The organism is Plantibacter sp. AC185, assembly GCF_979258065.1.
Genome location: NZ_OZ409831.1, coordinates 1,749,836 through 1,767,950, shown reverse-complemented (window position 1 = coordinate 1,767,950; position 18,115 = coordinate 1,749,836). Strand labels below are relative to the sequence as shown.

Below are 18,115 nucleotides of genomic sequence, written 5' to 3'. Positions count from 1 at the left end.
GATGCTAACCCGCGTCGCCGTCCTCGCCGACTGCTGAGACCTCCACGATCCAGGCCCGTTCCGGTGCGGACGACGGGGTCTGGAGGCCCGAGCGCGACAGCACCGCCCCGGAGGCGACCACCCCGGTCCACCCGGCGAGCGGGCCGTCCACCTCGTCCTCCTCGCCGAACCAGGCGGGCACGGCGCGACCGCCGGTCGGCTCACCGATGCGCAACGGCCGAACCCGGTAGCGACGCTCCGGGTCGAGTCCGCGCAGGGTGAACCGCCCGATCCTCGCGACGTCCGAGCGGCTGAGGAACGTGAGTGAGAACAGGGCACGCGACCGGTCCTCGGCCACCACACCCGTGATCTGGAGCGCGTCGTCGAAGACGTCCTCGCGCACGAGCCTCCCCGTGTGCAACAGGTCACGCGTCCGGCGGTAGAGCCCGAACCATCCGCGCAGTTCCTCGAGTTCCGCCGGGGACGCCTGCCGCAGGTCCCACTCGACCCCGAGATGACCGAAGAGCGCGGTCGCCGCACGGAAGGACAGCTCGTGCGAGCGGCCCGTGGTGTGCGAGCGCCCGGAGGCGATGTGGGCGCCGAGCCGTTCGAGGGGGACCAGCTGGGCGGTCCAGCGGTTGATCTGCTGCCGCTCGAGCGGGTCGCTGCAGTCCGAGGCCCACACGCGGTGCGTGCGCTCGAGGACGCCGAGGTCGACGCGTGAGCCGCCGGAGGAGCAGGACTCGATCTCCAGCTCCGGGAATCGACGCGTGAGTTCGTCCATCAACCGGTACACGGCCGCCGTTTGAGGATGCACGCCGGCCCGACCGTCGGGTGCCGACCCGGCGTCGACGAGGTCGCGGTTCTGATCCCACTTGATGTACGCGATGTCGACCTCGGTCAGGATCGCGGTCATCCGTTCCAGGACGGCGGCGAAGGCCTCTGGTCGGCCGAGGTCGAGGACCTGCTGGTTCCTGGCGGGGATCGGCAACCGTCCGCCCGTCTGCATGATCCAGTCCGGGTGCTCCCTGGCCAGATCGGAGTCGAGGTTCACCATCTCCGGCTCGAACCACAGACCGAACTCCATCCCTAGGCTCCGGACCCGGTCGGCGAGCGGCTGCAGCCCGTCAGGCCACACCTCCTCGTCGACGAACCAGTCGCCGAGCCCCGCGCGGTCGTGTCGTCGCCCGCGGAACCAGCCGTCGTCGAGGACGAACCGCTCGATCCCGAGTGAGGCCGCGACCTCGGCCAACTGCAGCAGGGCCTCGGCGTCGTGATCGAAGTAGACCGCCTCCCACACGTTGAGCGTGAGTGGTCGATCCCGTGACGGATGGCCGGGTTGCGCGCGCAGGTGCTCGTGGAACAGCGCGGCCTGGGCGTCAAGCCCGTCCCCGTAGGCGCCGTACACCCAGGGGCTCGTGTAGGCGTCACCCCTGGCGAGGCGGATCTCGTCCGGCAGCAGCAGTTCGCCGCCCCCGATCACCTGATCACCGGTCGAGAGCCGTTCCGCGAGGTGTCGCTGGTTGCCGCTCCACCCCACGTGGACGCCCCAGACCTCGCCCGTGGCGAAGCCGAACCCGGGGACGCCCACGTTCAGGACGAGCGGCGCGTCCGGCCCGGTCCGCCCGCGGCGGTCCTCGCGCACCCAGGCGCCGACCCGGAGCGGCGAGCGCTGCGGCGTCCGCTCCTTGCCCCACCGGCCGGCGAGGTCGAGGACCTCCCGGGCGCGAGCCGGGATCGGGAGCGCGAGATGCAGGTCGTCGAGCCGGTAGACGCCGTCGGCGACGTTGCGGAGCGTCGCGCGGACACGCAGGAGACCGGCCTCGCTCAGCTCGAACTCGATCCGGATCGCCAGGCCCGCCTCGGCGTCCTCGCCGTCGACGGTCACCGTGCGCGGGGTCACCTGCGCCGGCTCCATCGTGAACAGCGGCGACCAGTCGCGTCCGTCCCGGCTGCCGGTGATGCCCGGCCGACCGAGCCAGGCCTCGCTCTGCTCCGGCAGCACCGCGAGGCGGGTCGGGCGGTCGGGGGCGTTCTCCGTGACGAACCGCTCCGCGCCGCGCACGACATCGGCGAGCTCCGCAGCGTCGAGCTGACCGAGGTCGGCTCCCCAGTGCGCGATCGACGGCAGATGTCCGTCGCGCAGGTCGATCACGACGCTCACGGCGCGCGATCGCAGGTGGACGACGGACTGTCGGGTGTCGGTGGACATGGGGTCCTTTCGGATGGGGTGCGGTGGTCAGTCCGCGGACGGGCGTGCGAGCTGGCCGTCCCAGGGGACGAAGGTGGCGAGGTCGACGTCGTGCACGGTTCCGTCGGTCCACCGTGCGACCAGCCGGGTCCCGGTCACGTCCACCGCGACCGGCAGGTCGGGTGTCTCGCCGTCGTCGAAGCGGAGGGTGTGGAGTGCGGCCAGGACGGTGTGCCCCGGAGCGCTGACGGCGTACAGTACCGGGACCGCCGAGTGGGGGCCGAACGCGTTGGCGTCACGGTAGGCGACGGCCTCCGCGCGGTCCCAGCCGTGCAGCCCGACGATGGTCGCTGCGAGCCCGTCACGACCGACCACCGTGGCCCGCGGCGCGGCCCCGGCGGGATCGACCACGGTGCGCAGTACCGCGTCGTCGGCGACGGCCGCACCGCCCTCGCGGACGGTCCAGGCGTGCGTCGATTCGACGAGGTGCGCGCGGAGCTCCTGATCACCGTGGACGATGCTGACCGTGGTGACGGCGCAGCCCGGCCACACCCGGCCGTCGAGCTGTGGGAGGTGCACCGAGCCGGAGACCTCGCCGACGGTCCGCATCCCGCGGATCGCGGCGCGTCGACTCGCCCGCCCGTCCTCGTCGAGCAGCGCGAGATGGCCGTCGACGTTCTCGTCCCACGCCGCGCCCGTCCCCGGGGCCGTATGCGAGGAGTACCCGAACTTGGCGTAGTGCGGATCGTCCGCGTCGGCGCGAGCGGGCTCCACGGGGATCTCGCAGTGGTCGCTGCCGTGGTTGGCGAGCGTCACGACACCGTCCCGCTGCGAGCGCAGGATCCACCCGACCGCCGGCAGCACGGTGGTCTCCGGCGGTCCGTCGGTCGGCTGCGGGCGTTCCGGAGCGGTCCACACCGGGTCGTCGCGGTCGATTGCGAGCCCGAGGAACCCGATGCCCGCGAGATAGGGCGAGCCGAAGCCGCTGTAGCTCTGCGCGGTGGGCTCCCACGGCCCGTACCAACCGAGGCTCAGTGGACCGTCGACGCCGACGCCGTGCCGGACGAAACCCGAGACCACCCCGGAGGCCAGGCGACGCGTCGCGCCGGGACTCAACGGGTTCACCCCCGAGAGCTCGGCGCACCAGAGCGCGGCGAGGGCGGCCGTCCGATAGCTCAGCGAGCGGCCGACGTGCACCATTGACCCGTCGGGTGCGACCATGCGCGCGAAGGAGCCGGTGAAGTCGTGCAGCCGTTCCAGATGCCGTGAGCCGTCGGCCGTGCCCGTGCGGTCGGTCATGCGGTACCAGGCCCAGAGGTAGGGGTGGATCGCCCACGCGTTGTAGTAGTCGATCGCGTGTTCCGGACCGTCGGTGTACCAGCCCTGCTCCAGGTGCCACGACTCGACGCGGGCGACGTTCCTCGTGCCGTTCAGCCCGGTGACGTCCTCGTCGACCGAGCGGAGGAACGCCTCCGCCATCGCCGGGAAGAGCTGCCAGTTGTTGTGCCAGACCTCGAGGCGCGCATGGTGGCGCAGCCAGTCGGCGATCTGCACCTGCTCCTTCCGGGTGAGCCCCGCCCACAGCCGGTCGCGACTGACGTACAGGCCGAACGCGATGTTCGCCGCCTCCACGATCGAGTTGGTGACGCCCGTGCCGGGGGCCCGACACGTCACGCCCAGCGGCCAGGACTCCGGACCGTCCGGGGCCGTACCGGCGAGGAGTGCCCGGCTGTACCAGGTGACGAGGTCCTCGACCCCGTCACCGTCGCCGGCACCAGGGCCGTCGCCACCGCCGGCGATCCGTGCTGCGGCGAGGAGGAAGGAGCGACCGACCGCCTCCATGCCCTCGCGGGCGACACCGTCGCGGGTGACCCGACCTGGCAGCCGAGGGATGCCGCCGAGCGGGCTCTCGAACCGGCGGACCTCCGCCAGCCACCGGTCGGCCGTGGCCTCCCAGTGCGCTCGCGTCCACCCGGTGAAGGGTGCGGCGACGGGGTCCGCGGCCGGTAGACGGAACGGCGGGAGCGGGTCGGGCGTCATCGTGGGGCCTCCATCGGTGCTCCCGGTTCCGGGTACTGTTGCGCGCGGCGCACCCGCAGCGTGTGTGACCCGCTCGTCGCGGTGGCGCGCTGCACGAGCCGGATGCGGAAGACGGCCGACCCCCAGACCTCGTGGAGCTTCGGGTCGTCGATGTCGATCCGGTCCACCGCCACCTCGAACGCGGGGTCGGTGTCCAGGCGGGCGTCGCCGACCAGGACACCGTGATCGTCGGCGACCGGCTCGGCGGCCGTCAGGAAGGTCAGCGTCATCTGCGACGGTTCGGCGAACGCCCAGTGGTCGTCGACGAGGACGGTGCCGGCGGCACGGTCGAGCGTCACCGCGCGGTCCAGGGCTGTGAGGCGGGCCTCGCGCGGATACGCACCCAGGAGGGACGTGGCGAGGACGGAGCGGTCGCCCTCGTCGGAGAACCGTGTCCCGCTCGCCGTGAAGGCCCGACCATACGGTTGCTCGACCCCGGCAGGGAGCGGGACGTTGTGGAAGGCGCTCCGCATGGTCCAGATGCCGTAGCGGGTGTCCGGCATGAAGGTGTCGCGGTGGTACACGCCGACACCCACGTCGATGAGGACGGGCTCGCCGTCGAGCGAGACGATGACCCCGCCGACGTCGTTGTGGTTGTGGCTGACGTCGTTGTGACCGCCCTTCGCGGCGACCGCCCAGCCGTCCACTCGGCCGGCCTGCTCGCGGAACACCGCCACCTCCGTTCCCGGTGCGTACCAGGAGGAGGGCATCCCCGGCGTGGCGTCGCCGGCCGTGGTCCACGCCGGGTCGAGCAGCTCCGCAAGCGTGCGGCGGAACAACGGAGCCAACTGCCCCGAGAAGCCGAGCGGATGCGAGCGCCCCATCCAGCGGGCGTGGGCAGCCACCTCGTCGTCGCCCACGCGCTCGCCGAAGCGGGCGAGCAGGTTCCACGTCGCGTTCGCCGGCAGGCTCGCGGACCCGTCCGAGAAGTTGACCTGTGACGTGGCCGACAGCTGCATGACCATCGGGAACCGGGCCATCGCGGCGACCGGCGGGACCGCGAAGCCGTCGAAGGCGCCGCCCGTCAGGTCGCCGAGCAGGTCGAGGGCCTCGAACAGGGTCGCGCCCGCCCACCACCAGTACGTCGCACCCTCGTCGCAGCTCCCGTCCTCGGCGTACCCGGCACGGAAACGGTCGAGGACGGCGACCGCGCGGTCCACCGACGCCACCAGCTCGGACCGATCGGTCTCGACCACGGCGGAGCACACGAGCACGTTCGAGACGATCCACGGGGCCCAGTTGTTCGGCGGCCCGTCGAGCCCGTGCCAGAAGTCCACCTCGTCGCGCCACTGGTCCAGGACCCGGCGACGGATCTCGGCGTGCACCCGAGCGCGCAGTCCCGGGAAGGTCCGCTCCAGGCGGGCCCCGGCGATCGTGTCGATCGCGGCGAGCATCCCGCCGATGTAGGCGTCCGAGAGGTCGAGCACGTCACGACCGGGGATCGGGAGGAAGGGGCGCTCGCCGGACTCGGGCAGCGCGTAGTGCGAGGGCAGACACCAGGCGGTCAGTTCGCAGAGCCGCCAGATGCGGTCTCCGAGCTCGCCGACCCAGGCGTCGTCCCCCGTGGCGCCGAGCGCGAGTGCCGAGGCGGCGACCGAACCGAGGAGCGCCTGCTGTGCCGTCTCGTACGGAGTCCGGTCGCCCTCCGCGCTGTACCGGGCCCAGAGCGACAGCGTCGGCGGGTTGTGGTCCGCCTCCGCGCACCAGCGGTGGGCCGCGTCGACGAGGGCCACCCGGTCGCGCTCGGCGACGCGGCCCCAGGCCTCGCGGTCGTCGACCGACGGTGCGGCGCTCCAGTCCCCGACCCGCAGTGAGCGGCGGGCCCGGTCGTCGAACCGTCCGGCGAAGCTCGTGGTCGTCGGCGCGGTGCGGTCTGTCTCGAGGGTCATGGTCTGGCCTCTGGTGTTCGGTGGTCGGTTCACGCCTGCAGCGCGAGGGCGGCGAGGGTGATCGGTCGATGGAAGGTGCCGAACCGGACGAAGTGCAGGGCCTCGTCGACCGTGTTGGCTGCGAGACGTGCGAGCTCGTTCCCGGCCGAGCCGGCGATGTGCGGCGTGATGACCGTGTTGGGGGTCGACCACAGTCGGGAGGAGGGCGGCAGGATCTCCGGCGAGGTGACGTCGAGGATCGCGACCAGGTCGCCGCGGTCGAGTCGGTCGGCGAGCGCGTCGTGGTCGATGAGGTCGCCTCGGGCGGTGTTGATGACCGTGGTCCCGGGCCGCATCAGCTGCAGGAGGGACCGGTCGACGAGGTGCCTGGTGGAGGGGAGTGCCGGGGCGTGGAGCGTGACGATGTCGCTGTGCGCGGCCAGCTCGTCGAGCGTGACGCAGGGTACCCCGAGGGCCGCCTGTTCCTCGTGGTCGAGGGTCGGATCGGCGACGACGACCCGCACGTCCAGGGAGGCGAGGCGCTCGACGACGAGTCGGCCGATCCGGGAGGCGCCGACGACGCCCACCGTGATCCCGTGGCTGCCGACCGTCGGCCACGCCCGCTCCGCATCGACGGGGGCTCGAGAGGCCCGCAGCGTCTCGGCGGCCCAGAACGTGCGCTTCGCGGCGAGGATCACCATCGCCATCGTGAACTCGGCGACCGGGACCGCGTTGGCCGTCGCACTGGAGGTGAGGGCGACCCGGCGTTCGAGGAGGGCGTCGGTGACGATGCCGCGCACGCTGCCGGCCGAGTGCGCCACGGCCCGCAGTGACGGCAGGGATCGCAGGAGCGTCTCGTCGAGCACGGGGGAGCCCCAGCCCGTCACGAGCACCTCGACCGCGGCCAGCCGGGCGCGGTCCTCCGCGCGCTCGAGCCGGAGCGGGCGGTCCGACGGCAGCCTGGCGTACGGCTCCGACCGCAGGCGGGTGAGGTCCGGCTCGGAGAACACCCGGTCGAAGGTGCCGTCCGGCATGAGGAAGCCGATCGTACCCGTCCGGGCGCTCTCGCTCTGCGGCATCGTCGCCTCCTGGTCGTCTCGGCAGCAGGCTCAATCCCAATCGGAGCCGCCCGATCGTGTCAAGCACGCCCGTTCAAACGAACAGGAATCGAACAGCGCAGGGCTATCGCGGTGGCGCGGTCGACTCGCGGAGGCTCAGACTCGGCCGCAGGCTCATGTGGCGGGCGGAGAAGCCCTGCTGGGCCGCGGCCGAGATGCGCTCGAAGCACATCGTCGCCGCGAACCGGCCGATGTCGCGTTTGGGCGGCGCGACCGCCGTGAGCGGCACCCTGGCGAGCCCGGCCACCTCGTCGTCGTACGCCACGATCGACAGGTCGTCCGGGATCGAGAGCCCGAAGTCGAGCGCCGCGTCCGCGAACTCGACGGCGTAGTGGTCCGAGTGCATGAACACCGCGGTCGTGCCGGACGCCACGCACGCCTCGAGGTACCGCCTCGTCTGCTCGCCGACGCCATGCCGGTCGTCGATGATCGCCGTGCTGGCGTCCTCGCGCAGGCCGAGCTGGCGTCGGGCGCGCTCGTAGCCGAGCCGCAACGACGGCGTCGTCGGGGTGTCGAAGGCCGCCATCCCGATCCGCTCGTGACCGAGGGCGGCGAGGTGCCGGAGCGCGATGGCGGCGCCGGCGGCATGGTCGGTGCGCACGAACTCGAGTCCGTCGCCCACCGGGGACTCCGCGACCGAGCGCTCCACGAGGACGACGGGGACCGGTGCGCGCTCGAGGAGCTCGAGCGTCGCGAAGGCGTCGAGGACCGAGGTGGTCACGAGGAGGCCGTCCACCCCGCCGGCCAGCAGCCGTTCGATCTGGTCGCGCTCGCGGGCGGGGTCGTAGCGCGAGACGCCGAGGACGATCCGACCGCCGAGCGACTGCGCCCGCTCCACCGCGCCGGCCACGATCGTCGGGAAGTAGTAGCTCGGATCGGGCACGACGAACCCGAAGGTGAACAGGGTGTCGGCCGCACCCGGGGCCGGCGTGGGGCGGGCGCCCGGCCGGTGCGGGATGCCCGTGGTCGGCTGCGTGTCGATCGAGACGGCGCCGCCGTGCACCCGACGGAGGCGGCCCTGCTCCCCGAGCTCGCGCAGGTCCCGCCGGACGGTCATCGCGGAGATGCCCATGCGCTCGGCGAAGTCGGCCGCGGAGAGACTGCCGTGGATCCGCAGTTCGGCGAGGATGCGGTCGTGACGTTGCGAGAGCTCCATGATCGACTCCGATGTTCGATATCTGTTCGGATGATTAGATGATCTTGACTTTACTCAACGGCCCCGCGAAAGATTGCCAACGTTCGAGAGAACGACGCGGAAGCACCCGACGGGGCCTCCGCTGCGAGCAAGGGAGCTGCTGTGAGCGCGACGACGACCGATCGGCCGGAGACCATCCGACCACCGATCGCACCCGCAGGGTCCGGCGGCCGGCCGACGAAGCGCAAGGTGCCGTTCGGGATGCAGTTCCGTCGCGACTCGCCACTGCTCATCATGGTGACGCCGGCGGTCGTGCTGCTGCTGCTGTTCGTCTACATCCCGCTGCTCGGGAACGTCATCGCGTTCATGGACTACCAGCCGTACATCCCGATCCCGGACAGCCCGTGGGTGGGCTTCGCCAACTTCTCGGCGCTCTTCGGCGATCCGGCGTTCTGGAACGCGGTCTCCAACACCCTCCAGATCACGTTCATCCAGCTGGTCCTCTTCTTCCCGGTCCCCATCGCGCTGGCCATCTTCATCCACTCGCTGACCTGGCCCTGGCTCCGCTCCATCGTGCAGTCGGTGCTCTACCTGCCGCACTTCCTGTCCTGGGTCATCGTCGTCGGCTTCTTCCAGCAGAGTCTCGGATCGGGAGGGGTGCTCAACACCTGGCTGCGGCAGCTCGACCTCGGGACCGTCTCCGTCATGTCCGACCCGGCCACCTTCAAGCTCCTGCTGTCCTCGCAGGTGATCTGGAAGGACGCGGGCTGGGGCACCATCATCTTCCTCGCGGCGCTCGCGGCCATCGACGACTCGCTCTACGAGGCCGCCGCCATCGACGGAGCGGGCGCCTGGAGCCGGTTCTGGCACATCACCCTGCCTGGGATCCGGCCCATCATCGTGCTGCTGCTCATCCTGCGGCTCGGCGAGGCGCTGTCCGTCGGCTTCGAGCAGATCATCCTGCAACGCAACGCCGTCGGCCCCGGAGCCGCCGAAGTGCTCGACACCTACGTCTACTACCACGGCGTCATCGACGGGAACTGGAGTACCGGCATCGCCGCCGGCCTCATCAAGGGTCTCGTCGGTCTCGTCCTCATCCTCGTCGCCAACAAGGCGGCGCACATGCTCGGCGAGCAGGGAGTGTATTCCAAATCATGAGCACCATCGTCCGACCGGTCTGGGCGGGGAAACCGAAGCCCGTCGTCCTCGCGCTCAAAGCGCTCGCGATCGTCATGATCCTCGCCGTCATCCTGTTCCCGTTCCTCATCGTGGTCTCCACGAGTGTGTCGACCGCCGAGGACGTCACGGCCGCCGGTGGCTACGTCGTGTGGCCAAAGTCCTTCACGCTCGACGCGTACCAGCAGATCCTCGCCGGGGGCGTGGTCACCCGCGCGATCCTGGTGACGCTGTTCGTGACCGTCGTCGGCACGCTCATCAGCCTCGTCTGCACCGTGTCGGCAGCGTGGGCCCTCAGCCGGCGTTCGTTCTTCCAGCGCCCCGTACTGATGATCGTGCTCGCCACGTTCCTCTTCACCCCGGGGCTCATCCCGCTGTACCTGATGGTGAAGCAGCTCGGCCTGCTCGACAACGTCTGGGCGCTCATCCTGCCCGGTGCGTTCAGCGTGTTCAACATGGTGGTCGTCCGCGGCTTCATGATGGGCATCCCGCAGGAGCTCATCGACAGCGCGAAGATCGACGGCGCCGGGGAGTTCCGCATCCTCGGCACGATCGTCCTGCCGCTGTCCCGCGCGGTGATCGCCGTCGTCGCCCTCTTCTACGCGGTCGGGTACTGGAACGCGTTCTTCAACGCGCTGCTGTACATCAACGACACCTCCAAGTGGACGCTCCAGCTCGTCCTGCGCACCTACGTGCTGCAAGGGTCCTCGCTCGTCGGTGGAGCTTCGGACGCCTCGGTGCTGCCGCCGGCCGAGTCCCTGCAGATGGCCGTCGTGCTCATCGCCATCGTCCCGATCCTCATCGCCTACCCACTCGTGCAACGCCACCTCACGAAGGGTGTACTGACCGGCGCCGTCAAGGGCTGACCGGTCCGCACACCTCCACCCGGCACCGTCGCCGGGACCTCACCCGCGCCCCTGGCGCCAGCCCCACCTCGAAGGAGACCACGATGAACGACACCACCCCCGGCCTGTCACGCCGCACCTTCCTCACCGCGGCCGGCGTCGGCCTCGCCGTCCTCGGCCTCGGTTCCGCGCTCGCCGGCTGCACGCCAGGCGGCGCGACATCCGGTGCCGCGGGTTCCGGAGCCCTCGTCCCGCTGCCCACCTACGTGCCGATCACGAAGGGACCGACCCCGGACCTCGCCGGCTCGGCCACGGTCCAGCCCGTCTACCTCTCGGCACCGAAGGAGGCCGAGCTCTTCACCTCGGTGTCCGGGAAGGCCGCCGTGAGCGGCACGGTGTCCGGCTTCGTCATCTCGTACAGCCCGCCGGCACCCGCGTCGAACAGCTACCTCCAGGCGGCCGAGCAGGAACTCGGCTGCAAGCTCGACCTGCAGGTGGTCCCGGCCGATTCGTTCGCGCCCAAGTTCGCGACGGTCATGGCCGGCGGCAGTGTGCCGGACCTCGTCGAGTTCCTCGCGTTCCAGCTGCCGCCGTCCTACCCGCAGCTGCTGAAGGCCCAGTTCGCGGACCTGTCCGACCACCTCTCCGGCGACAAGGTGAAGGCGTACCCCAACCTCGCGAACCTGCCCACCCCGTCCTGGGAGGGCTGCCGGATCAACGGCCGGATCTACGGCGTCCCGGTGAACCGGCCGCCGTTCGGCAACATGCTCATCTCCCGACCGGACGTCATCAAGGACCTCACGGGAGCGGAACCCGCTCCGAAGACGAAGGACGAGTTCACCGAGCTCTGCAAGGCGGTCACCGACGCCAAGCGCAACCGGTACGCCATCAGCGGGCAGAGCAACGGCGACAGCGTCGACTGGGGGTACGACTTCATGGGCGCGATGTTCGGGGTGCCGAACGGTTGGGAGCTGCAGGGCTCGAAGCTCGTCCACAAGTGGGAGTCGGACCGCTGGCTCGAGACGCTGTCGTACATCAAGGAGTTGAAGGACGCCGGGTACTACCACCCGGACACCCCGAGCATCTCCGGCTCCCAGGCGAAGACCTACATGGCCAACGGCACGGTGCTCATGCACCAGGACGGCATCTCGGCGATCATCGACCCCAGTGCCCCCGAGGGCGTGGTCTACGACGCGATCCTCCCGTTCGCGGCGGACGGCGGCGCCGGCATCGTCTACCAGGGCTCGTCGATGTTCTCGTTCACCGCCATCAAGCAGGCGGACGACGCTCGGGTGAAGGAACTGCTGACGCTGCTCAACCACCTCGCGGCGCCCTACGGCAGCACCGAGGGGTTCTTCCTCCAGTACGGCCGGGCCGGCGAGCACCACACGCGTGAAGCGGACGGTCGCGTCGTCCTGACCGAGGCGGGTTCGGCACAGATCGGCCCCACCTCGTTGAACCGACTCGCCGCCGCACCGCAGATCCTCGCCAGCGCGGTGCCGATGGAGGAACGGCTGCGTCGCTCGCACGCCTGGCAGGAGCAGGCCTCCCCGATGCTCCAGAAGAGCCCGATCACCGGGCTGTACTCGGAGACTGCGGGCAAGACGTCGTCGGCGACGAACGCCCTGTCGTCGACGATGAACGAGTACGTCCTCGGCCGGACCGGTTTCGACGCCGTGAAGTCGGGCATCGCCTCGTGGAAGAAGTCGACGAACGACAAGGTCCGTGCGGAGTACCAGGAGCAGCTCGAGAAGCTGTCCTGACGGCGGCCGGCGGTCAGGCGCGGGGTCTGGCCCACATGACGACGCCGTACCAGGCGATGACCGCCACGACGCCGGCGATCAGCCCTCCGAGGACGAGGTCACCGAACGGGTCGTCGCCCGCGACGCCGTTCAGGGTCCAGATGCCCAGGATCACCGCGGCGGCGAGGGCCGACGGGGTCAGCCAGTGCACCGCGTCGCGGAGCAGACCCGGCTTCGGGGCCCGGCGCCGGGCCGACCCGAGGGCGCCGATCACGGAACCGAGGATGGCAAGCCCGGCGAGGACCACCGTGAGGAACCCCGGTGCCAGCGCCGCCGTCCGGGCCCAGGCCGCGGCATCGGCGTCGGTACCGGCGACCGTCCCGGCCGGGAGGTCGAGGACCACACCGAGGTCGTCGCCACGGACGTCGAGCGGCCATCCGCCGTCGTCGTCAGGCGTGAGCTCGATGGTCGCCGTCTCGCGGCCGGAACCACCCTCGGACGCCGCCGGCCGCCAAGTCCCGGCCTCGATGGGGGTCCACCCGGCATCGACGGCGTCGTCGAGGAGTTCGTCGTCGGCGGTGAAGCTGAGCCGGAACGGCCCCTGCGCGACGTCCTCGTCCCAGGCGACACCGCTCGTCCAGCCGTCGAGGAACCCGACCCAGCTGACCCGGTCGACGTCCCCTCCATCGACAGTCGCGGAGACGGCCGGCCTCGTGGCGGTCGTCTGGATCACGACGTCGTGCAGGCCGGTGCGCACGTCGGCGAAGGTCGTGCGGAGCAGCAGCCGGCCCTCCGCCCGTTCCGTCGTGAAGGGCGCATCATCGCCGTCGACCGTCACCCGGTCGACCGTGAGGCCGAGGTCCTGGCCGTCGACGACGGCGGGCCATTCGCGCACCACCTGTGCGGGCACCGAGCCCTCGTCGGAGAAGTCCACACCGAGCCGTTCGGTGACGCGTAGTCGCGCACCGTCGCCGTCGGTCCGCGTGAGCTCCGCGTCGAGGTCGGCTGTCGCGATCGTCGTGAGGGTCGATCCGGGGATGTCGCCCGTGTAGGAACGGGGTGTCTCGGACTCCAGCGACGGCGCCGGGAGGACGTTCACGGCGACGATCGCGCCGACGACGAGCAGCACGGCGAGCACCCGGACGGCGATGCGCGGTCCGGTCAGGAAGCCCGCTCTCGACCCGTCGGCGCGCGAGGCGCGATCGGCCGCGGCCGCCGGCATCGTGATCTCCGGGGCGATCAGCGCGGCGACCCGTCTGCCCGTCACCCGAGGCGGAGCGCCGAGCACGGCGTAGGGCAGGAGGCGGTCGCGCAGGGTCGCGCGATCGAGCAGCTGCGTCCGCTCGGCGTAGACACGAATGCCGAGGAGGTGCTGCTTCACGAGCGCACCCCTGCGGGTCAGCGGCCGGGCGGTCAGGGCGATCGCGAGGACGATGACGGCGAAGACGGTGGAGAGGCCGACGAAGGCGAGCGGCCACCACACCACCGCGAGCACCGTCTGATGGGAGAGCTGCCGGACGATGCCCCACTGGAGGAGGGTCAGCGCGATCGGTGCGGCGATGAACCAGTCACGCACGAAGCCCTTCGGCACCCGGCGGAGACCCGCCTGGATCTGCCCGGCGCGTTCCGGCCCGGTGAGGTACCGACGCAGGGCACGGGGTCGGTCGCCCAAGCGTCCGGCCCGCTTGGCGGCACCGGCCGCCGCGATGAGGCGCGCCTGTCGTTTGGCCGGCTGCTTCGTGCCGCTCACCGCGGCGTCCTTGAGTTTTTCGGCGAGCTCCATCGTCGCGGGCGACCGGAGGAGGTGCGCGGCGATGCGCGGCGAGATGCCCTCCGGCGGTTCCGACTGGGCGAGGTACCACGGACGTCCACGCGCGTCACCCCACGCGACCGCACGGGCCGCGAACGACAGCAGGAGCGTCGCAGCGAGGACGAGCATCGGCAGGACGGGGCCGAAGGTCTGCACCCAGAAGATCCAGGACTGCGGGGGCATCGTGATCGAGCCGGCTTCGAACGGCATGGTGAACCGCGCCTGCGCGTGCGGTGGGGCCGCGTCTTCGCTCGTGAACGCGTAGGCCACCTCGCCGGGTGGGGCGTCCGGCTCCGGGGTCAGCCACTGCCCGGCACCCACGAGGGTCCATGCGAGGGAGCCGCGCGGTTGCCGGACGAGACGGTCGTCGAGCTCCTGTGGGATGGTCACCCGCACATCGAGTTTCGCCACGGCCTGCTGCAGGTCGGGGCCGAACACGTCCCATCGGAGGAAGTCGACGGGCTGCCCGGTAGCTGGGTCGGTGTCGACGTAGGCGAGATCGGAGAGCTGGTACCGGATGACGAGCTCGTGGTCGCCCGTGAGCTGCTTACCGGGGTCGACGACGAGCCTGAGGAAGACCGCTGCCCGCTCCCGGGTCACGTCCTGCTGCACGCCGTCCAAGGTCACCGTGATCGCTGACGGGTCGAGGGCGTGCCCCTGGTACTCGGTCGCGAGCACCCGTTCGATGGTGTGGTCGTCGAGGTCCTTCGGGAAGAACGCGTCGATGCGCTCCTCGACATCGGTGACGAGCCGGCCGTCCTCGTCTGTCGTCACGCGGTAGTCGGCGCTGAAGGAGCGGGCGATCCAGGTGTCGGTGACGTCGGATGCCTCGTCGGTGAGGTCGTCGAGAGTGAGCGGCGGATTGATGACCGGACCGACGAGGAGGATGATCCCGCCGACGGCCACGAGCCCCCAGAGCTGGCGCAGCCCGCTGCGGAGGCGGGAGCCGCCACGCGACTGCAACCATCGCTCGACCCGCAGGAGCCAGGCGGAGAGGACGGTCCACAGTGGCGTGTGCCGTGGCGCGGGATCCGGGATGCGGGTGTCGGGTTCGCCCACGCCGTCCGGTTCCGTCACGTCGTCGAGTGTAATCCCGTGGCGCCGAGCGACAGTCCGTGGACCGGCTCAGTCACCATGGCGGAGCGAGTGCTGGGCCTCCTGCATCGCCTCGTCGAAGTCCAGTTCGGGGTCGTGGAGGATCCGGGCGGTCGCGCGAGCGTGCGCGCGGGCCTCACGCTCGACCGCCTCGGATGCGGCTGTCTGTTCGACGGGTTCGATCGAGGGCTCGCCGATCGTGGCGAACGCGCGGGTGAGGCTGAGCTGCACCTCGCGGTCGCCCCGGCCGAACTGCCTCGCCAGCAGCTCGGCGAGCGCCGACGCCTCCCGCTCCGGGACGACCCCTGCGGCGGTGCGCCAAGCGGCACGGGCGACCTGATCCTCCTCGTCCTCCAGCAGTGCGAGGGTGATGGCCGACCAGGTGCGGGGGTCTCCGGTCTTCGAGAGGGTGTGGAGCGCCTGACTGCGTGCCTGTGGGAAGACCGACCCGAGTTCCTCCATCAGGCGAGGAACGGTCACCTCGGGGTCGTGCCGCACGAGTGCCCAGGTGAGCATGTCGCGCACGAAGAAGTCGGGCTCGACGGCGCAGCGGTCGATGAGGACCTCGATGTAGGCGGTCTTCGGGGTGGTGCCCGCGGCGAGCGCAGCCTGGAGCCGGTTTGAAGAGGCCGGCACGCGGAGGGCGCGGGCGAGCCCGTTCGCGGCGGCGTCGTCGTATTCCGAGGACATCTCGACCACCTTCCGGGGTGTGGGGACGGGTTTCCAGCGTAGGTGTCCGGTGACGCCGACGGCCCCCTATGACGGCGCTCGTCGCGCGGACGGCCAGACTGGACCCATGATCACCATCCACCTCCGCTACCAGATCGACCCCGAGCAGCTCGACACCTTCACCGAGTACGGGCGGCGCTGGATCCGCCTCGTGAACCGGCTCGGTGGCGACCACCACGGCTACTTCCTCCCAGCGGAGGGCGACAACGACGAGGCGTTCGCGCTGTTCAGCTTCCCCTCGCTCGCCGCGTACGAGCAGTACCGCATCGCCGCGACGACGGATCCGGAGTGCATCGAGGCCTACGAGCTCGTACGGGGCACCGGCACCATCGTGCGCTTCGAGCGTCGCTTCCAGACGCCGCTGTTCGGCGACGAGGCGGACCGCCGACCCTGAGCCTCAGTGACCCTGGGCCTCGGTGGCCCTGAGCCACGGTGAGCGTCAGTAGGGCGCGCGGAACGTCAGGGTGAACCGGGTCGGCGCGTCCTCGGTGAGGAGGGACCCGTTCAGGAGTTCGGCGCGTTCGCTCAAGCCGACGAGGCCGTGGCCCGCGGACGACCACGAGCTGTCCGACGTGCGTGCGGGTCGGGCGTTCCGGATGACCACGGTGACCTCGTCTGCGGAGGCTTCGGCGCGCACGTCGACCGCGGCGCCCGGCGCATGCTTCCGCGCGTTCGTCAGTCCCTCCTGCACGGTCCGGTAGATCGCCCGCTGCACGGGTGCGGGGAGGCCGTCCGGCAAATCGATGGCGGAGGTGACGGCGATGCCGCTGTCCGCGATCAACCGGTCGAGGTCGTCGACCGTCGGTTGCGGCGCGAGCGGCGCATGTCCGCTCTCGGCCCGCAGCAGCGTCACCATGTCCCGCAGCTCGTCGAGCGTGCGCGACGCGAGTGACCGGATCGTCACCGCCATCCGCTTCGTCCCGGGTTCCTCGGTCTGCACCTGGATCGCGCCGGCCTGGACAGCGATCAGACTGACCTGGTGGGAGACGACGTCGTGCATCTCCCGGGCGATGCGCGTGCGCTCCTCGACGAGGACGTCGGAGGCGATGCGCGCCCGCTCGCTGCGTCGGACCTGTTCGAGGTCGTGTATGCGGTCGAACAGTTCGCGGCGGGTGCGGACGAGCAGGCCGAAGGCGATCGGTGCCGCCGCGTAGAGCGCGGCGTACACGATGGACAGGATCGTGTAGTTGGGCGACGTCCACCCCCACCACGGCACCGCGGCGAGGACGAAGACCACGGCGCCCGTCGTGACGAGCCGCCAGCGTCGCCGTTCCCGCACCGCGACGGAGAAGAGCGACGCCAACCCGGCCAGGGTGGCGAGGTTGAGGGTGAAGGCCGGTACGGCGAGGAGGAGCGACAGCCACGGCCAGCGCCGCCGGAAGACGAGGCCGACGGCGGCGGCGATCGCCAGGCCGGACTCCCAGGGCGTCGCCCACTCGAGCGTCGTCAGGCTCTCGACGGCCGCCGCCGCGATGAGGGCGAGTTCGAGGAGGACCGACCAGAGCCGGGAGCGCCGCTTCACCGGGGCTCCGCCTCGTCGCCACGAACGCCGGCACGCTCAGCGATGATGGCGGCTTCGAGTCGGGTCGTCACCTCGAGTTTGCCGAGGATGGCACTCACGTGGTCCTTCACGGTCGCGCGGCTGAGGTGCAGTGCCTCGCCGATCTCGGTGTTGGACGCGCCGGTCCTGAGCGCGGCGAGCACATCCTGTTCGCGGCCCGTCAGCCCGGACAGACGCCGTGCCGCCTCGCGGTCGGCGGTGCGGGCGAACCCGCCGACGAGGGTCCGGGACACCTGCGGGGAGAGCACGATGCCGCCCGCGGAGAGGGATCGGAGCAGCATCGGGAGCTGCTCCGGGTCCGTGTCCTTCACGAGGAACCCCGCGGCGCCGCTGCGGAGGGCGCGGGCGATGTAGTCGTCGGAGTCGAAGGTGGTGAGGATCGCGACGACGGGCGGGTCGTCCCAGGTCTGCAGTTCGTCGAGGATGTCGAGCCCGTTGCGCCCGGGCATGCGGACGTCCAGGAGGACCACGTCGGGACGGCTCGAGCGGATCGCCTCCACGGCGTCGATCCCGTCGACCGAGGCGACGACCTCGATGTCCTCGACGGCACCCAGGATGAGTTCGAATCCGGACCGTACCAACGCCTCGTCGTCGACGATGGCCACTCCGATCACGGTGTCCTCCTCAGCTCGACTCTCACCCTACGAGTCCCGGGAAGCGGCCGGCGACGGCCGGGAGGCGGAACCCGCCAGGTGGCGGGGGTGGAATAGCCCGCAGCAGGATGCGGGTCGTGCCCGCCGAGGCGGAGACTGAATCGCTTGGTCCCGTAGAGCGGAACCTGGCGCGT

13 protein-coding genes are annotated in these 18,115 nt (G+C 71.1%); 4 read left to right on the top strand and 9 right to left on the bottom strand.

What is annotated here, in order from left to right; genetic code table 11:
• Window positions 1–4: 4 nt before the first annotated feature.
• The 5 genes from ACZZZB_RS08410 to ACZZZB_RS08390 form a co-directional block, all read right to left on the bottom strand.
• Entirely contained in the window at window positions 5–2,191 is a 2,187-nt protein-coding gene (locus tag ACZZZB_RS08410; RefSeq protein ID WP_463529425.1) for an alpha-galactosidase, read from the bottom strand.
• A gap of 27 nt (window positions 2,192–2,218) precedes the next feature.
• Window positions 2,219–4,210, bottom strand: a complete 1,992-nt coding sequence (locus ACZZZB_RS08405) for a DUF2264 domain-containing protein (protein ID WP_463529424.1) — start codon at window positions 4,208–4,210, stop codon at window positions 2,219–2,221.
• A complete protein-coding gene (locus ACZZZB_RS08400) occupies window positions 4,207–6,138 on the bottom strand; it encodes a heparinase II/III family protein (RefSeq protein WP_463529423.1) in 1,932 nt (643 codons plus the stop codon). Before ACZZZB_RS08400 ends, ACZZZB_RS08405 begins: the two co-directional genes overlap by 4 nt.
• Window positions 6,139–6,167: 29 nt before the next feature.
• Entirely contained in the window at window positions 6,168–7,196 is a 1,029-nt protein-coding gene (locus ACZZZB_RS08395; protein WP_463529422.1) for a hydroxyacid dehydrogenase, read from the bottom strand.
• Between the two features lie 103 nt (window positions 7,197–7,299).
• Entirely contained in the window at window positions 7,300–8,391 is a 1,092-nt protein-coding gene (locus ACZZZB_RS08390; protein WP_463529421.1) for a LacI family DNA-binding transcriptional regulator, read from the bottom strand.
• A gap of 141 nt (window positions 8,392–8,532) precedes the next feature.
• Here ACZZZB_RS08390 and ACZZZB_RS08385 point away from each other — a divergent pair, with 141 nt between their 5' ends.
• From ACZZZB_RS08385 to ACZZZB_RS08375, 3 genes are all read left to right on the top strand, one after another.
• Entirely contained in the window at window positions 8,533–9,528 is a 996-nt protein-coding gene (locus ACZZZB_RS08385) for an ABC transporter permease (RefSeq protein WP_338000138.1), read from the top strand.
• The gene (locus ACZZZB_RS08380; protein ID WP_079704680.1) at window positions 9,525–10,412 is read left to right on the top strand and encodes a carbohydrate ABC transporter permease; all 888 of its coding nucleotides are present in this window, start codon (window positions 9,525–9,527) and stop codon (window positions 10,410–10,412) included. Before ACZZZB_RS08385 ends, ACZZZB_RS08380 begins: the two co-directional genes overlap by 4 nt.
• Before the next feature lie 83 nt (window positions 10,413–10,495).
• The gene (locus ACZZZB_RS08375) at window positions 10,496–12,154 is read left to right on the top strand and encodes an extracellular solute-binding protein (RefSeq protein WP_463529420.1); all 1,659 of its coding nucleotides are present in this window, start codon (window positions 10,496–10,498) and stop codon (window positions 12,152–12,154) included.
• A gap of 13 nt (window positions 12,155–12,167) precedes the next feature.
• Here ACZZZB_RS08375 and ACZZZB_RS08370 read toward each other — a convergent pair whose 3' ends face one another.
• On the bottom strand, window positions 12,168–15,020 hold the full coding sequence (locus ACZZZB_RS08370; protein WP_463529419.1) for a hypothetical protein: 2,853 nt from the start codon (window positions 15,018–15,020) through the stop codon (window positions 12,168–12,170).
• A 48-nt stretch (window positions 15,021–15,068) separates the two neighbouring features.
• The gene (locus ACZZZB_RS08365; protein WP_463529418.1) at window positions 15,069–15,728 is read right to left on the bottom strand and encodes a HEAT repeat domain-containing protein; all 660 of its coding nucleotides are present in this window, start codon (window positions 15,726–15,728) and stop codon (window positions 15,069–15,071) included.
• 106 nt (window positions 15,729–15,834) lie between these two features.
• On the opposite strand from ACZZZB_RS08365, the gene ACZZZB_RS08360 reads away from it, so the two are divergent.
• Complete coding sequence (locus ACZZZB_RS08360; RefSeq protein WP_463529417.1) at window positions 15,835–16,161, top strand: NIPSNAP family protein; 327 nt, start codon at window positions 15,835–15,837, stop codon at window positions 16,159–16,161.
• Between the two features lie 45 nt (window positions 16,162–16,206).
• Here ACZZZB_RS08360 and ACZZZB_RS08355 read toward each other — a convergent pair whose 3' ends face one another.
• Together ACZZZB_RS08355 and ACZZZB_RS08350 are read right to left on the bottom strand one after the other, a co-directional pair.
• On the bottom strand, window positions 16,207–17,289 hold the full coding sequence (locus tag ACZZZB_RS08355; protein ID WP_463529416.1) for a sensor histidine kinase: 1,083 nt from the start codon (window positions 17,287–17,289) through the stop codon (window positions 16,207–16,209).
• Window positions 17,286–17,942 (bottom strand): response regulator, encoded by a 657-nt coding sequence (locus tag ACZZZB_RS08350; protein WP_463529415.1) that lies wholly within the window; start codon window positions 17,940–17,942, stop codon window positions 17,286–17,288. Before ACZZZB_RS08350 ends, ACZZZB_RS08355 begins: the two co-directional genes overlap by 4 nt.
• Between the last annotated feature and the right edge of the window lie 173 nt (window positions 17,943–18,115).

Excerpts from the sequence above, each read along its gene's own strand:
- ACZZZB_RS08410 (WP_463529425.1), bottom strand. The coding sequence starts at position 2,191 with ATGTCCACCGACACCCGACAGTCCGTCGTCCACCTGCGATCGCGCGCC.
- ACZZZB_RS08405 (WP_463529424.1), bottom strand. The coding sequence starts at position 4,210 with ATGACGCCCGACCCGCTCCCGCCGTTCCGTCTACCGGCCGCGGACCCC.
- ACZZZB_RS08400 (WP_463529423.1), bottom strand. The coding sequence starts at position 6,138 with ATGACCCTCGAGACAGACCGCACCGCGCCGACGACCACGAGCTTCGCC.
- ACZZZB_RS08395 (WP_463529422.1), bottom strand. The coding sequence starts at position 7,196 with ATGCCGCAGAGCGAGAGCGCCCGGACGGGTACGATCGGCTTCCTCATG.
- ACZZZB_RS08390 (WP_463529421.1), bottom strand. The coding sequence starts at position 8,391 with ATGGAGCTCTCGCAACGTCACGACCGCATCCTCGCCGAACTGCGGATC.
- ACZZZB_RS08380 (WP_079704680.1), top strand. The coding sequence starts at position 9,525 with ATGAGCACCATCGTCCGACCGGTCTGGGCGGGGAAACCGAAGCCCGTC.
- ACZZZB_RS08375 (WP_463529420.1), top strand. The coding sequence starts at position 10,496 with ATGAACGACACCACCCCCGGCCTGTCACGCCGCACCTTCCTCACCGCG.
- ACZZZB_RS08365 (WP_463529418.1), bottom strand. The coding sequence starts at position 15,728 with ATGTCCTCGGAATACGACGACGCCGCCGCGAACGGGCTCGCCCGCGCC.
- ACZZZB_RS08360 (WP_463529417.1), top strand. The coding sequence starts at position 15,835 with ATGATCACCATCCACCTCCGCTACCAGATCGACCCCGAGCAGCTCGAC.